Origin of the sequence: Streptomyces sp. NRRL S-31 (assembly GCF_000718775.1) — a bacterium.
GTDB lineage: Bacteria > Actinomycetota > Actinomycetes > Streptomycetales > Streptomycetaceae > Streptomyces.
Window position 1 is genome coordinate 18,141 of record NZ_JOCB01000094.1, and the last position, 15,340, is coordinate 33,480.

Here is a 15,340-nt window from a genome sequence, read left to right on the forward strand (position 1 = left end):
GTAACTGTCCCGGCACATGGTTCGGGCCGCCGACCGCAAGACGACTGCCGCGCGTCCGGGCAGCTGGCGGAAGGTGTGTGCACGTGATCGGACGGGAACCGGAGTTCGGCCAACTGGCCGCCCTCCTCGATTCGGCGCGGCGGGGACACGGGTCCTCGGTGCTCGTGTCGGGAGAAGCGGGCATCGGAAAGAGCCTGCTCGTATCCGCAGCCGTCGAGGCGGCGTCCTCGTCAGGCTTCAGGACGCTGTCGTGTCGCGGCATCCGCGGCGCGGGCGCGGCCGGCTTCGAGGGACTGCACGAACTGCTGCTTCCCCTGCTCGACCGCGTCGACGCGCTGCCGCCGCGCCAGCGCACGGCTCTCGACGTGGCGTTCGGGGCGGAGGGAGAGCCGGCCGACCGCCTCATCACCGGGCTCGCCGCATTCGGGCTGCTGGAGAAGGCCGCGACGGCGAGTCCCCTCGTGGTGCTGATCGAGGACCTGCACTGGCTCGACCGGTCGACAGCCGAGATCGTCACGTTCCTAGCGGCCCGCACGGGCGACCTGCCGGCGCTGCTCGTGGCCACGACACGGGCCGATCCCGTCTACCCGGACCACGGGTCGCACTTCGGGCACCACCTGCCCCTGGCGCCGCTCGGCGAGGAAGACGCGCTGAACCTGATCGGCGCACACGCGCCCGCGATGACCATGCCGCAGCGGCACCGCCTGGTCGCGTACGCACGGGGCAACCCGCTCGCACTGACCGAATGGTCGGCCGACCCGTCCTGGACGGAGGATCCACCTTCCGTCGAGCGCAGCCGCCTACCGATGGGCAAACGTCTGGAGGACTCGTTCCTGGCCGAGGTCGCCCTGCTGCCCCGGGCGACGCGGCGAGCCCTCCTCGTCGCCGCCGCCGGGGAGGACGCGAGCAGCCACGAGGTGGTGCGGGCGGCCCGTAACCTGGGCCTTGACCGAGGCGACTTCGCACCGGCCGAGAGCTTCGGACTGATCTCGCTCACCGATGGCGCCTACCGGTTCCGTCACCCGCTGGTGGCTTCGGCGGTGTACGACAACGCCGACTCCGACGCACGGTCCCGCGTGCACACACAGCTGGCGGCGGTCATCGACGATGCCGCTCGTGCTGTCCGGCACCGGGCCGCGGCCGCCGTCGGATGGGACGAGGACGTCGCCCGTGAACTCGAAGAACTCGCCCTGGCGACCGGCCGCCGGGGTGCGCGGACCGAAGCGGCCGCCACCTGGCGACGCGCGGTCGCCCTGACCCCGGTCGCGGCGGAGCGGGCGCGACGCACGGTGATGGCGGCCGAGGCCGCGCGGCAGGCGGGCGCGACGGCCGACGCCGCCGCCCTGCTCGCCGAGGCGATGCCGGTCGTCCACGACGAGGCATCGCTCGTGCAGTCCGCTCGCACCGAACTGCTGATCTCCACCACCAGCACGGCGCTCCAAGGGCGCCGCGGTGACGAACTCGTCGAGCTGTCGCGGACCCTGAGCGAGCCGGCTGACCGGCTCGAGATCCTCACCTGGGCGGCGGTGCGAAGCTACCTGCGCCAGGACTCCTCCGCCGAGATCATGCGAGCCGTGACCGACGAACTGCGGCGGCCCGACCTCGCCGTCACCGAGGAACAGCGGGTGCTTCAGGGCATCGGCCTGGCCCTGATCAGTCCGGCGGACCGGATCACGTCCGTCGAGAAGGCACTGTCGATCTTCCAGGGGCGGGTGCGCGACTCGGACGCGACCCTGCTGAACTGCCTCGCCTTCGCCGTCGAGGACACCGACGACCTCACCGAGGCCGCCCGCGTCTGGACCGCCGAGATCGACATGTTCCACCGGTCGGCACGGACGAGCGACGAGACGGTGGCCATCGCCGGGCGCGGAACGGTACGCGTGACGGCCAACGAGATCGCCGCCGGCCTCGCCGACTCGGAGCACGCACTGCGCCTCAGCGCCGATCTCGGCATGCCGGTGGTCGGCGCACTGGCCGCGGCGAACATCGCGCGTGCACGCGCATGGCGCGGTGAACAGGAACTCGCGGCCTCCGCTCTGGAGACCTGTGGCGAGCTGTCCGGGCTGATGCCCTTCGCCAGGGTGGAGGCCGTCGCGTCCTGGGCGTCCGCCCAGATGGCGGCGAACGAGAGCCAGCCGGACGAGGCGGTCGTCCACCTGCTGAAGAGCGTCGAGCACCTACCCATCGGCGTCTGGGCCGGCGGCGACCTCGCCGACGTGGCCGTCCGAGCCGGCCGGCCGGAGGCGGTGGAGGGCTGGCTCGGCATGGCGACGACAGCCCTCGCGTCCAGCGACTCCGACCATCTCGCGATGCTCGTCGAACGGTCGAAGGCGCTGCTGACCCCGGGCAGCGGCGCACGCGACCACTTCGAGGAGGCGATACGACGCGGCGAGCGGACCACCGCGCACCTCGACCTGGCCAGGACCCGGCTGTTCTTCGGCGAGTGGCTGCGGCGCGAACGCCGCATCACGGAGGCACGCGACCACCTCGCCGCGGCGTTGCACGTCTTCGAGGCGCACCACGCGGCTCCGCTCGCCCGGAGAACGGCGCAGGAACTGCGCGCCGCCGGCGGCGGGGAGCGGACCCAGCCCACCAGGAGCTTCGACGCCGGCAGCATCCTCACCGCCCAGGAACTGCACGTAGCTCGGCTGGCCGCCGAGGGTTACACGAACAAGCAGATCGCCGACCGGGTGTACCTCTCCCACCGCACGGTGGGAGCGCACCTGTACAAGGCCTACGCGAAGTTGCAGATCAGCCGGCGGTCGCAGCTCGCCTCCGTCCTCGCGGGCGCGCTCGACTGACGCGGAGTCCGGCGACGGCTGTGGACGACGAGCCGGCGAGCCGCGCCCGGGCGGAGGGCCCGCGCCCGAGGTTCACCCGGGTGTCCGGGGCGCGGACGAGTGCCTCGCGGACATGCCGCCGCGCGGCGTGGAAGCGGAACCGGTCGGCGGGGCCGACCCGGGAGCGAGGCGCCTGAGATGTACGGGGACCAGCGTGGGCACGGTGTACAGGTCCGCCGGCGAGGTGCGCGTCGCCCGCTCCTCCCGCTCCGTGGCCACGTCCGCGAAGTGGAAGCCGCGGACGATCTCGAAGAGTGAGTGGTCCCGGCCGGGCAGCATCCACGCCAGCAGCGCCCTGCGGAAGTCCGCGACGGACGCGTCGGCCACGTTGAGCCACTGGAACGCGCGCACCGAGCGCAGCGTGGTGCCGGACACGCCGGCCACCACGGGCATGTTCCGCTGCCCGTGCCACTCCCGGTACCAGTCGGTGGTGGTGTCGACGTCGTGGTACGCCGTGCCTTCGACCCAGCCGACCGGCATCTCGGGGCCGGCGACGTCGTCGCCGAGATCGGCGTCGCGGGGCGCCGCGAAGGTGACGTCCTGGCGCAGGACGGCCACGACCCGCGTCACGGGACGGCCCGCGGCGGGCTCGGCACCCACCCTCTCCTCCGTGGTTTCCCGCACGGCAGGAGCCCGGTGCACCTCCACGGAGATCACATCCGGGCGGGCGAGGACGCCGGCCAGATCGGGCATGCCGGTCGTCGGGTCGAACGTCAGCGTGTCGAGTGGGATGTCGTCGACCGTGAATCCTTCGAGCGTCAACGCGCGTTCGTGCCGGACGAGGAACGCGCGTTCGCGGGACGACAACGGCACACCCAGTCGACTGTAGTGCCGAGGGGTGCTCTTGCGGTCGCCGGTCGCGCGGTCGCGCTCCGAGCGGGGCACGCGCGTGTTCTGGCTGCGCACCACCTCCAACGGGTCCTTGTCCCGGCCGTCCGGCCCGAAGGCGGCGAGATTGCCCAGTGCGATCGGATCGTGCGCCGAGAAGAGGTGCTTCTGCCGAGCCAGTGCGGGGTCGTCCGCCACCGTCCTCTCCCACCGCGCGCGCGGGCCGCCGTGCAGGAAGTCGTCGTAGGCACGAAGCGCTTCGACGTCCAGCCCGAGACGGGCGGCCCGGGCCATGCGAGCCGTCCGGCCCGCCGCCCCTTCTCCCGGCGACGGGGGCGGCAGGAGCGACTTCATCAGCCGCGTGAAGGACGGCTGGCCTGGATCGTTCTCGTACAGCGACTTGCCGCCCAGGGCGTTGAGGTAAGCGGTGAGCAGTTCCCGCACGCTGCCGTCGGCCAGCAGGTCCTCCAGGCGCCGCACCGACTGACCGGCCGCCCGTCCGATCTGTCCGGCGCTCGTGGGGTCGTCGGTGAAGAACGCGTCGGCGACGCGCTCCTCGCTCTCCTCGGGGAAGGCGTCGCGAAGCACCTCGCGCATGCGTCCGACGGCGGCACGGGCGGCCGCCAGCACGGCCGGGTCGTGGTGATGGTGCGCGCCGAGCCGCCGTTCGAAATCCTCCGCCGCGCCTGCCGCCACACCCTGCGGGGATTCCACCGCCGGGTCCGTGCCGGGCCGGACGCGGTCGTCGGCGTCGCCGACGGGCCGCGGGGGGCGGGCGTGCGGGGCGAAGACCTCGGCGATCTGCCGGAGGTGGTCGTCGGTGAGGACGAGGGGGCGTCGCAGGGCCTCTTCGGTGAAGGGGCCCATGATGCTGGAGGTGCCGGGACCGGAGTGCGCGCGGGTGCGACCGCCCGGGACGAGCAGCGCGCGGGGGTCGGCCCTGTCGTCGCGCACGCCGAGGCCGTGGACGATCTCGTGCACATATGCCTCGGGCCGGACGTCGGTGTACCACACGTTCTGCACCATGTCCCGTTCACCGGGCACCCCCGGGCGTACGGTGACGACCGTGTCGGCGTGGTCCGGGCCGGACTCGTCCACGAAGTCGGCCTCTAGACGGAGGACCGGTCCGTCGCCGGCGGCCAGGCCCGGTACCGGCAGGCGGTGGCCGGGCCGGTTGACCAAGGTGTCGACCGCCCGGCGCACGTCCTGCTTGAGCAGTTCCAGCCGGTGCGGGTCGGTTCCGTCGGGGCGCAGGTGGATGCGCCGGGTGAGGTGGAGGTGCCCGGCGGGATCGCCGGGGCCGGTGTGCCACCGCCAGGTGTAGCCGACGCGGGTGAGTTCACCCGAGGCGGCCGGCCGTGTCACCCGCCGGGAGCCGTCACCGCGGGCGTGGATGACGAACGCCTCGGTGCCCGAACGCCCGAAGGGGATCCACCGTTCGGTGTCGACCCGCCCGGACGAGGAGGCGGTGCCGGCCCCGTCACGCGAGGACGGTGCCGTACGCGGGAGGGAGCCGCCGGCGTCCGCGGCGACGGGGATCTCCGGGACGGGCCGCTCCGCGCCGTGCGTCGCGTACGTGGAGGCGGGCGCCGTGTCCGGATAGGCGGGCAGCTGCTCCTCATAGGACGGCAGAGCGTCCCCGTAGGACGGCAGAGCGTCCCCGTAGTCGGGGAGCTGGTCCTGGGGAGGGGGGCCGGCGGGCACCTCCTGCCCGGACCAGACGACGTGGCCCGAGGCACCGTCCCGATGTCCGTGCCGGTTCTCCTGCGCGTCGAAGACACCGATGATCGCCTCCGGGGCGATGCGGTGGGTGAAGGCGATCTCGTCCTCCTCCATGGGGACGAAGCCGTCGGGGAGCACCGAACCGCTCGCCTGCTGGCGGGCGATGGTCGCCGTGACGTCCACGCCCGTGCGGTCACCGTTCGCGGCGGTCGCGATCGTGTAGCGGTACCGCTTGTTGACGTACCGGTACATCTGGTTGCGCGTCGTCGCAACGTACGGGGACTCGGGCGGGTTCTCGACCGTCCACCGCCACAGGGCGACGTGCGCGCCGGCGCTGTCGGCGACGAACCCCTCCCGGAACACCTCGTCGGGGGACCGGTCGGACCACCGCCACACGACCTCACCGGGGCCGCTCTCCACCAGGAACTCGCGATCGTCCGGGTGCACCATGCCCAGGTCGACGGCCGGCGCCACGTCCGCGCCCGAACGGCGTGCCGCGTCGGCCTCCGGCCGGCTCGTCCGCGACGCGGAGTGCCGGCCGGTGACGTGCCCTCCGCCCGCGGCGAGCAGGCCGGTGAGGCCGCGGGCCGCGGCTGTGGCGAGGCTCAGAGTGCCGCTCACCGAGGGGTCCCGCACGTCGAGTGTCGCCAGATGCTCGGCGAACCCCGTGAGCAAGGCGCGGATGTTGTCGCGGGCCTGGAGGGCCTGGGGGTGGGGCGTGGGGCTGGTTCTGATCTCGACGGCGGCGAGGACGCCGAGGCCGATCCGGCGGACGTTGTCGTCGGACAGCAGGAGCCCGTCGCTGACGGTCCGCGGCAGTCGTTTCTCCAGCTCGTTGACGGCGTCGAGGAGGGCACGCAGGGCCTGTGTCTCCGGGTGGCCGCCGGTCGAGAGCTCGCGGAGGGTGCCGAGGTCGCTCTGGAGTGCGCGCGGAGGCAGGACGGAGCGGTCGCGCGCGTTGTCGTAGGCGCTCCTGGCCTGGGCGACCACGGTGTCCAGGGTGGCGAGCAGGCCCGCGTCCGTTGTCCGGTCGGGTCCGTAGAAGCGGAGTTCCACGGGGACGAGGGGAATGCGGAGGCGGCCGTCGTTCGTGTCCATGGTGGGGAAACCGGTGTGCATGCCGAACACGTAGTCCTGCCGCGAGCGGAGCAGGACGGGCGGCGGTACGTCGGTCAGCGCGGCGGACAGGTATTCGCCGATGGATGTGTCCATGGAGCCGAACGCACCCGCCTGCAACAGGGGGAACTCCGTGACACCGGCGAAGAGCCCGCCGTACATGCCGTCGACCCGCAGTGCTCGGGTGAAGTACTGGACGAACATCTGCTTGACGGTGTCGGCACGCGCGGACAGGAAGGCCCTGACCTCGGGGGGCAGACCGGCCCGGATGCCGGCGAGGTCGGTCCGGGTGAGCGCGGCCGCCATGTTCTTCGCCAAGGGAACGTCCGGCACACGGGCGGCGGCGAGGGCGTGCCAGTAGCCGCGCGCCGCGACCTGCGTGTAGGTCAGGGCGAGGAACCCGCGCAGCGCGCTGACGGCCTCCGACCGTTCGGCGAAGACCACGAGCTTCGGGGACAGATCCGGGACACCGGGCAGGACGGTGCGGAGGTAGGCGGCGGCGATGTCGGTGCCGAGAGCGAGGCCGACGTCGATGTGCTGGCGGAGGTAGTCGGAGTCGTCAGGACCGTTGTCACGGACGTGCTGAAGGAAGGAGTGGAGCTCGCTGACGGGGACGCCGACGGTGAACTGCGGCTCGACGAAGTCCCCGATGCCGGGTACCCGGGACAGCCGGGCGTCGGCGAGCGGGGCCCACACCCCGAAGCCGGCCGCGCGCGGAAACGCCTCGGACAGGCGGGCGCCGTCGGGCAGCCGTGCGAGCCTGTCCCGCAGGGCCCTGTAGTCGGCGACGTAGTCGGCCACGTCGACACGCCCGGCATCGCCCGGCACCACTGCCAGCGGCTCGCTGACCACTTCGATGAAGGGGGCCGTGGTCTCCCAGTCCTCGACGACCACCCGGAAGCTGCGGCTGCGGGCGATGTTCGTGACGGACATGTCGATCCCTGCTCGGAATCCCCTCGGAAAGGTGATCCGCCAGCGCGGCATCTCCGTCTCCACGCCGACGGCGCCGCCGTTCATCCGCAGGGGCCGCCCCCTGTTGGCGATGCGGCCGGCGATCTCGAAGGCGATTGCGCGCGTGTTGAGGCGCCTGGTGTGCTCGTCCAGTTCCCCGAACCGTGCGGCCACCTCGGTGCCGTCGACGCTGCCCGGCCAGCCCAGGCCGGCGAGCTGCCTGCCGACCTCCGCGTGCAGCGCCGCCATGTCGGGTGCCTCGTGTACGGCCCCGGACGATTCGGTGGCGGAGGCCGGCGCGGTGGGCGCCGAAGGGGTGGACGAGGACGCCGGACGCACGGAGCCGGCCTCCACCGGGGACGTGCCCGGTTGTGCCCCGAGGCCGTCCGCGGCGCTGTACGGCAGCGGCTCCCGGCCCACCAGGGTCCGGAACACGCTGTCCTCGACCGTCGGCGCGGACGGCTCCGGTGCGGCGTCCGCGGTCGTGCGGGTCGCCGCGGGACCGCCGTACGAAGCCAGCGCGTCGGCCAGCACCCGGGTGTGCGGATCCTCCGGGTCCCGGTCCTCCAGCGCGCGCCGCAGCCCGTCGGGCATCGAGTCGCCGGTGGAGACCCTGCGGACGACCGGACCGCGCGCGGCCGGGGCGCCCGTCTCCTCCGTACCCGTCCGTGGCGCCGGACCGTGCGCGAGCGGGCCGGCGCCGGTGCCGTTCAGCCGCCCGGCCACGGCCCGGGCGCCTCGCTCGTCGCCGGCGTGCAGGTGGACGGCGATCTGGACGAGCGCCGCTTCCCGGGCCTCGCGCGCGGCCCGTTCCCGGGCGTGCGGGGCGGCCGGCGGTGCGGGCAGCAGGGCGCCGGCCCGCGCCAGCAGCCGGTCCGCCTCTGTCGCCGGAACACCCAGCCGGCGCGTCAGGCGGGTCGCCAGCCGCGCGGCCCCGGTCAGCGCGGCGGGGTCCAGCCCCAGCTGCCGGAGCCCTCGGACCGCGCTCTGCACGGCGTTGTCCGCGCTCGTCACCGCTCGGGCACGGGCGACGGCGTGGGGGAGGCTCTGCGCGGTCCGCTGTTCCGCCAGCGCCTCGTGGTACGCCCTGAGCGCCGCCGCGAGGCGCGCGGTGCCGGGGTCGCCGGGCCGGGCGGAGTCGCGCCGGGGGTCCCCGGCCTGCGCCGGGCCGGCCCCGTCCTTGCCCTTGCGGTCGCCGGAGGCTTCCGGGACCTGCTCCGTCGTACGGCCGGCCAGTTCGGCGGCGAGGGCCACGGACGCCCGCACGGCGGGATCGTCCGCCACCGCGCTGATCTGCAACGCGGTGGGGACGGCATCCGTGCCGTGTCCCCGCCACCGGTACCTGTCGCCCTCCCGCTTCTCGCTGACGGCGTACACCAGCAGGTCGACCATGCCGCTCGCCGGATCCAGGACGAACGCCAGCGACGCGCCGCGTCCGCCTTCGAGGTGCACGTGCAGCGCCTGGTTGACGGTGATCGCCTTCCGGTTCTCCCGCGGCCACCGGTCGCCCCTGGCCACGCCGTGCAGCACCGCCAGGTCCGCCGATGTGAAGGACCCCTCGGTCACGTGGCCGGCGTACCCGACCCGGGCGCTGCGGGTCCACGTGCCGTGGTCGTTCGCCCGGAACGCCGCCAGCCGCCGGGCGACCTCCGCGCCGTCCTCCGCCGGGGTGTCGCGTGCGGACCGCGACCGCGTCCACACCGTCCGGGCCGCGTCGCCGACCAGTCGGTGCAGCTCGCCGGACAGCTCCAGGCCCGTGCGCTCCAGATGGGCTTCGAAGGCGCTCTCGAAGTCCACCGGGTCCCGCGCGCCGTCCACCTCGGCGGACGCGGGGCCGAGGGACGCGCCGAGGGCGTAGTCCCGCCAGGCTTCCGGTTCCCGCACCAGGGTGTCGACGACCGTGGGGTGGGCCTCGCGCAGGAGCAGCGCCAGGTCCGGATGCTCGTCCAGACGGCCGGCGAATTCCGCCGCCGCCGGATCCAGCAGCACCTCACCCACCTCGGGGTGCGCCTGGACCGTGCGGGCCCAGGGCGAGCGGGCGGACTGCGGCGCCGAGCCCGCGGTGGGGGCCGGAGCCGGGTCCCCGGCCTGCCTGCGGGCCGGCCCGCCGGCAGACCGGCCGCGGTGCCCGGCGGCCTCGTCGCGGATCGCGTCCAGCGCTCCGAGCAGGGCCGCTTCCGACTCCGCCCGGACCGCCTCCCGCAGACGCCCCGGATCGCGGGCCAGTCGTCGCAGGTCTTCGGTGAAGCGCCGGTCGTCGAGCGCACGGGCGCGCCACGCCGGCGTGGCCAGGAACCGTTCGGCCAGCTCCGCGTCGTCGTTGAGCACGTCCAGCAGACCGGCACGGCCGAGCAGCCGCCGCAGTTCCGGCGTGTCCGGGCCGGCCGGCGGCTCCGGCAGGTCCGCGAGGCGCTCCAGCACCGTCTCCAGGCCGGCCAGGTCACGGACCGCGTCCGGGCTGAGGGCGTCGGCCAGGACGGCGCGGGCCCGGGCCGCACGCCACAGCGGACCGTCCTCCCGCGCCTGGTCCAGCAGGCCGTGGCTGCGCAGCAGTGCCGTCACCAGCGAGGGCGCCGCCCGCAGTTCCCGTGCGATGCGCGGCTGGTCCGCCATCGCCCCGGCCAGCCCGCGTACCGTGTACAGCGCCCGGCGCAGGGACCCGGCCGGGTCGGCCAGCTCCACCGCGGTGTCGGGCTGTTCGCGCAGCAGCCGGTGGGTCTCCGGGCGGCGGGTCAGCAGCCGCGCGACCTCGCCGTCCGCCGCCAGGGCGAGCACCACCCGCGGGTTCAGCAGCGCCGTCTCGAGCAGTTCGGCGGAGCCCAGGACCGTTGCCGCCTGCTCGGGGTGCGCGCGCAACGCGGCCGCCAGGTGCCCGGCGTCCAGGAACCGGCCGAATCCCTCCGCGTCACCGAAGACCCCGGAGCGGTCGGCCACCGCCGCCGCCAGCCCCGGCACTCCCGCCAGGACGGACACCCGTCCCGGTGCCTCCACCAGCGCCCGTGCCACCGGCAGACCGCTGATCACCGCGCGGAACACGGCCGAACGCGTGTCCGCGGGTTCCACCTCGCCCAGGGCCCCCAGCAGCCCGGCGGCCTCGTCGTCCAGTAGCAGCCGGGCGATGCCGTGGCCGTCCGTGAACAGACGGGTGGCGGTCTCGCTCCCGTACACCAGAGGTTGCAGGACCGGGGATGCCTGCACCCGAAGCCAGATCGACGGCTGGGACTGCGCGAAGCCGATCAGCTCGCGGTTCTCCGCCAGCTGCCGGACGAGGACGGGCTTGAGGTCGAGGATCTCGGGCGCCTCCGGCGCCGTCACCGCCCACTCGTAGAGCGCGTCGTGGGTGCGCAGTGCCGAGGTGAGGACCGGGTCGCGGCGCAGCGCCGCCAGGAGGTTGGAATCGCTTCTCAGCAGGAGGTCCAGCAGCAGGGGCCGTGCCCGCACGGTCGCGGCGAGTTCCGCGTCGGTGAAGAGGCCGGCTCCCAGCGCCTCGCTGCGCCGGGCGGCGTCGAGCAGGGTGCGGTCGGCGCGCACCGCCGCGTGGACGCGCAGCAGTTCCTGCCGCCCGTCCTCCATCCAGGCCAGCGGCAGGGGGCCGGCCAGCGACTCCTCGGCCTGTTCGGCGGATTGCTGCCAGAGCCCGGCGAGGAAGGGGTCCCCCTCGGCCAGCTCGATGCCCTGAGCCGTCAGCACGGGCGCGCCGGTCGCCTGGACCAGCCGGACGAGGTCGGTCTTCCAGGCCTTGCTCCGGTTCTTCTTGTTCTTGGCGCTCCTGCTGTTCTCCTTGGACGCGACGACCTCGGCGAGGCCGCGGGAGAACTCCTCGCCGCCGAGCGCGTCGACGAAGCCGGGCCGGGCGATCGCCTCGGCGAACGCCTCGGGCGCCGACGCGAGCAGGTCGAGCAGGCGCCTGTCGGTGCTGAGCGCGGCGAGCAACGGCCCGTTGTGCAGGAGCCGCTGCCAGTGGCGCCGGGACAGCGGCAGGGCCGGCCGTGCGGCGAGATCGGGCAGCACGTCGGGGTGGGCGCGCAGAAGTGCCACGGCCTCGTCGTCGATGAAGTCGAGCGCGCTGCGGGTCCCCACCTTCAGGCGGACCAGCGCGGCGTCCTCGTGGAAGACGACGTCCAGCAGCGCACGGATGTCCGTGGTCCGTGCCACCGCGCCCTTGAACCCGGGGACCACCGCGTGGACGAGGGGCCGCTCGTCCGTGAGCCGTACCCGCCAGGCGTCCAGCATGGCGGTGCCGTTCTCACCGGACGTCGCAAGGAGCCTGCCGAACGCGGGGTTGAGGAACGCCAGCTCCCCCAGGGCGGGTTCCCGTTCGGCTTCCCTCGCCAGCATCCGGCGCCGGTCGGCCGGGGGAGCCGTGCTCAGCGACGGCCCCGACTCGGCCATCCACCAGCGGAACCATTCGTGCCGCAGCGCCGCCCGGAGCAGGTGCGGGGCGAGCAGCGGTGAGTCCTCCCGCAGGTGCGCCCGGAGGGGCTCCCCCTCCGGACCGAGCAGGCGGCGGAACTCGTGCGGGAGCGACAGCAGCCCGGGGTGCTGAGCCAGGGTCCGCAGGAGGGGCGTCCCCTGCTGCTCCACGAGGCGCTCCGCCAGGGCGGGCTCCCGCGTCAGCAGCGCGTCCAGTCCGGGGCTGGCCGCCCGGACGGCCTGCAGGAGCGTGCCGGACGTGCCGGGGAGCCCGGCGGACGCCGGTTGCCGGTCCTCGTCGGTGGCGTACGCGGGACGGGGGGCGTCGCGCAGGCGCCCCGGCAGCGCGTCGTCCGGAACCTCGGCGAAGTGGGCCGGATCGAGGGAGAGCCACTCGGTCACGGCCGGGTTCGCCACGGCCGCCTCCAGCAGCCCGCGGTCCGCGGCGAGCCGTTCGACGAACGCGGGAACGGCCCGCACGACGTCCTCCAGCACGTCCACCAGCCCGGGCCGGCCGGCGAGGAGGTCGAGCACTGCGGGGTCGGCCTTCGCGGTGCGCAGCAGCTGCGGGGACGTGACCAGGATGCTCGCCTGGTCGGCGTGGAGCCGTAGCCTCCCGCGCAGCACGGCGTGATTGAGCAGATCCTTGTAGTCGATTCCGGGCCCGTTCTCCTTGACGGCGTCCAGGAGGGCGTCGTTCAGCGCCCACTCGTGCGCGAACCGCCGCGCGCTGTCCACGGTGCCGTCCAGCAGGACCGGGGCCAGAGCGGGCGCCGAGGCGAGGAGTCTCACCGTCGGTTCCGCGGACGTGACGGCGAGGACACGAGCGACGTTGCCCTTGAGGGCGGTGAGGACGCGCGGGGCGCGAAGCAGCAGCGCCAGGGAAGCCGGGGCCTTGTCCAGGGCCTCCACCAGTTCCCGCGCGCCATCGCCGCCGGACGGCGGGAACAGGATGTCCAGCACTCCCGGGGTTCCGTCGATCTTCAGGAGATCGGTGTTCGACAGCTCTTGCATCTCGGTCAGCCACGTCTGCGACGTCGTGAGCACCTTCAGCAGCGCGGGCCGCCACTGGACCAGCAGGCCGAGGGCGTACTTGTCGGTGACCGCCCGGAGCACGGACAGGTTCTCCGGACGCGTCAGTACCCGCATCGACTCCTGTTTGTCCGGGGCGGCCCACTCCAGGTCGCCCAGCAGCAGCCGGGCGACCTCCTCGGCCGGCCAGTCCTGGTGCCAGGTCCGGTCGGCGACGGTGGTCAGGGCGGTGGTGAGTGCCGGCGCCCCGCTCGCCGCAAGCGACCGCTCGCGCAGCGCCTTCTCGGCGGCGGCGCGCAGCCGGGCCTGTCGCTGGGGGCCGCCGGCCGTCCGGTCCGGGACCACCCGGTCCGCGGCGGACGGCCCGGCGCCGGTGGCGGCAGCGGTCCGGCCGGTCGCGGCCGAGCCGTTGCGCGAACCGCCGAGCATGGGAGCGAACCGCTCCTCCGCGCCGGCGATCCAGGTCGCGATCAGGGTCGCCCGGCGCGCGACGGGCTGGGAGCGCCAGGCGGGGTCCATCGTGTCGTGGCCCCGCGCGACCCTGTCCGGCAGGTTCTCGTACCGGTCGAGGATGCCCCAGGTGCGGAGCTGCGCGGCGACCTGCCGCACCAACTCGGTCTGCTCAGCGCGGTCGACCGGTCCGGACTCGGACCGGTCGTCGCTACGGCCCGTCGGCGACGCGGCAGCGGCGACGGCCCGGCCCTCCGGGGAATCGGCTGCGGCGTCCGCCCGGCCGGAGTTCTCCTCCCGGCCGTCCGGGTGCGCCATCGTGTAGTCGACCGCCGGGGCGGTGTCCGGCGGCGGAGTCTCGAACTGCCAGTCATGGCGGCCCCCGGCGCGCCACACCACGGCCTGCGAAACCGGGTCCCAGGTACCGGTCCGGTCCTCCTGCCGGTCGTAGACGCTGACGATCGCCTCCGGGCCGAGTGCCCGGGTGAACGCCACCTCCGCCTCGTGGTCGACGAGAGTGAGGATCGGATTGCCCTGGTCGGCGAAGGTGCGGTTCACGTCGACACCGGTGGTGTCGCTGTTGCGGGCGGGGTCGACGCGGTAGCGGTAGCGCCTGTCCTTGTACCAGAGCTCGGCGCCCCGGGTGGTGGACACGAACTGGGCGCTGGGGTTTCTAAGGGCCCATCCGTGCAGGCTCACCACGTTCGTGACGTCATCGGCATGGAATCCGTTGACGAAGACGAACTCGGGGGACCTGTCGGAGAACCGCCAAAGCGTCTCGGTGGGCTCGCTCTCCACCACCAGGTCTTCGTCGTCGGGGTGGATGAGGTCGTAGTCGACGGCGGCCGCGAAGTCGGGCGCACGCGTGCCGACGTCGAGCGCGCCGGCCGGCCCCACCACTTCCTCCTGCCGCCCGGGAGCCCCGCCGGCGTGCGCGTAGGGGGCGAACACCGCGGCGATCTGCGCCAGGTGGTCCGGTGTGAGGCGGAACCGCCGCGACGCGGGCGAGCCGGTCAGCGGACCCATCATGCTGGAGCCGCCTTCTTCGGGTACCTGTACCGCCCGGCCCCCCGGCGCCAGCAGCGCGCGTGGATCGAGATCGTCGTCCCATACGCCGAGGCCGTGGACGAACTCGTGCACCCAGGCGATCGGATACACGTCCGTGTACCAGGCGCCCTGTTCCATGCTGTGGGGTGTCATCGGCAGCCCCGGCCGGACGGTCACCACGGTGTGCGCGGCATTCGGGTCGTCGGTGAACTGCGCACTCACCCGGAGGACGGGGCCGGGCGGCACCGGACCGGTGACGCGGTCCGCCTGTGCCAACGGCAACCGGTGGTAGCGCTCGTTGACGTGGGTCTCCAGGGCGTCGGCCAGGCCCTCGCGAACGGCCCTCAGCTGTGCGGGACTTGCACCGTCGGCGCGCAGATGGATGCGCCGGGTGAGGTGGAGTACGTCGTCGGCCGGGCCGGTACCGCGGTACCACGTCCACGCGTACCCCACCTCGGTGCGCTCCCCGGATCCCGGGGGCCGCCGGACCGACAGCAGCGCGCCGTCCTCGGCCAGGGTGAACGCGAAGGCCTGAGGAAGGTCCGGCCGGCGGCGGGAGCCGAAGGGGATCCAACGGTCGGTGCGCACCTCGCCCGCGCCGTACGGCGCCTCCGGAACCCCGGTGGCGGCCGTCGGTACGGCCGGCACTTCGGTGGCCGTGTGCTGACCGGCAGCGGCCGTCGCCGCCTGGGTGCCCTCGTTCAGGCCGTCGGTCAGAACGGCCGGCGCGACGTCCGAGGCCGTGTAGGGGGGCGGCTCGTCACCGATCTCGAGGACGTGCTGACCGTCGTCCAGTCCACCATTGCTCCAAGCGATGGTGCCGGGCCGCAGCCGGTTCGTGTCGGCGGGGGGCGCCTGGGTGGTGGACGTGCCGGAGGGGAGGAGTGCGGGGGCGGACATGGTTGCGGGCCGGGTGGGGGTCGTCCGGGTCTGGGCGGGTG

The 15,340-nt window shown here is 74.1% G+C and carries 2 protein-coding genes; one reads left to right on the top strand and one right to left on the bottom strand.

From position 1 onward, the window contains the following. Positions 1 to 83: 83 nt before the first annotated feature. Positions 84 to 2,801 (top strand): AAA family ATPase, encoded by a 2,718-nt coding sequence (locus IF37_RS0130405; protein ID WP_253915896.1) that lies wholly within the window; start codon positions 84 to 86, stop codon positions 2,799 to 2,801. 72 nt (positions 2,802 to 2,873) lie between these two features. On the opposite strand, the gene IF37_RS0130410 is transcribed toward IF37_RS0130405, so the two are convergent. Next, positions 2,874 to 15,299 carry a hypothetical protein gene (locus IF37_RS0130410; protein WP_030749694.1) on the bottom strand — a complete coding sequence of 4,142 codons (12,426 nt, stop codon included), beginning with the start codon at positions 15,297 to 15,299 and terminating at the stop codon, positions 2,874 to 2,876. Positions 15,300 to 15,340: the final 41 nt, after the last annotated feature.

Bases quoted from the DNA above. Each gene is read 5' to 3' on its own strand.
- IF37_RS0130410 (WP_030749694.1), bottom strand. From the start codon at position 15,299: ATGTCCGCCCCCGCACTCCTCCCCTCCGGCACGTCCACCACCCAGGCG.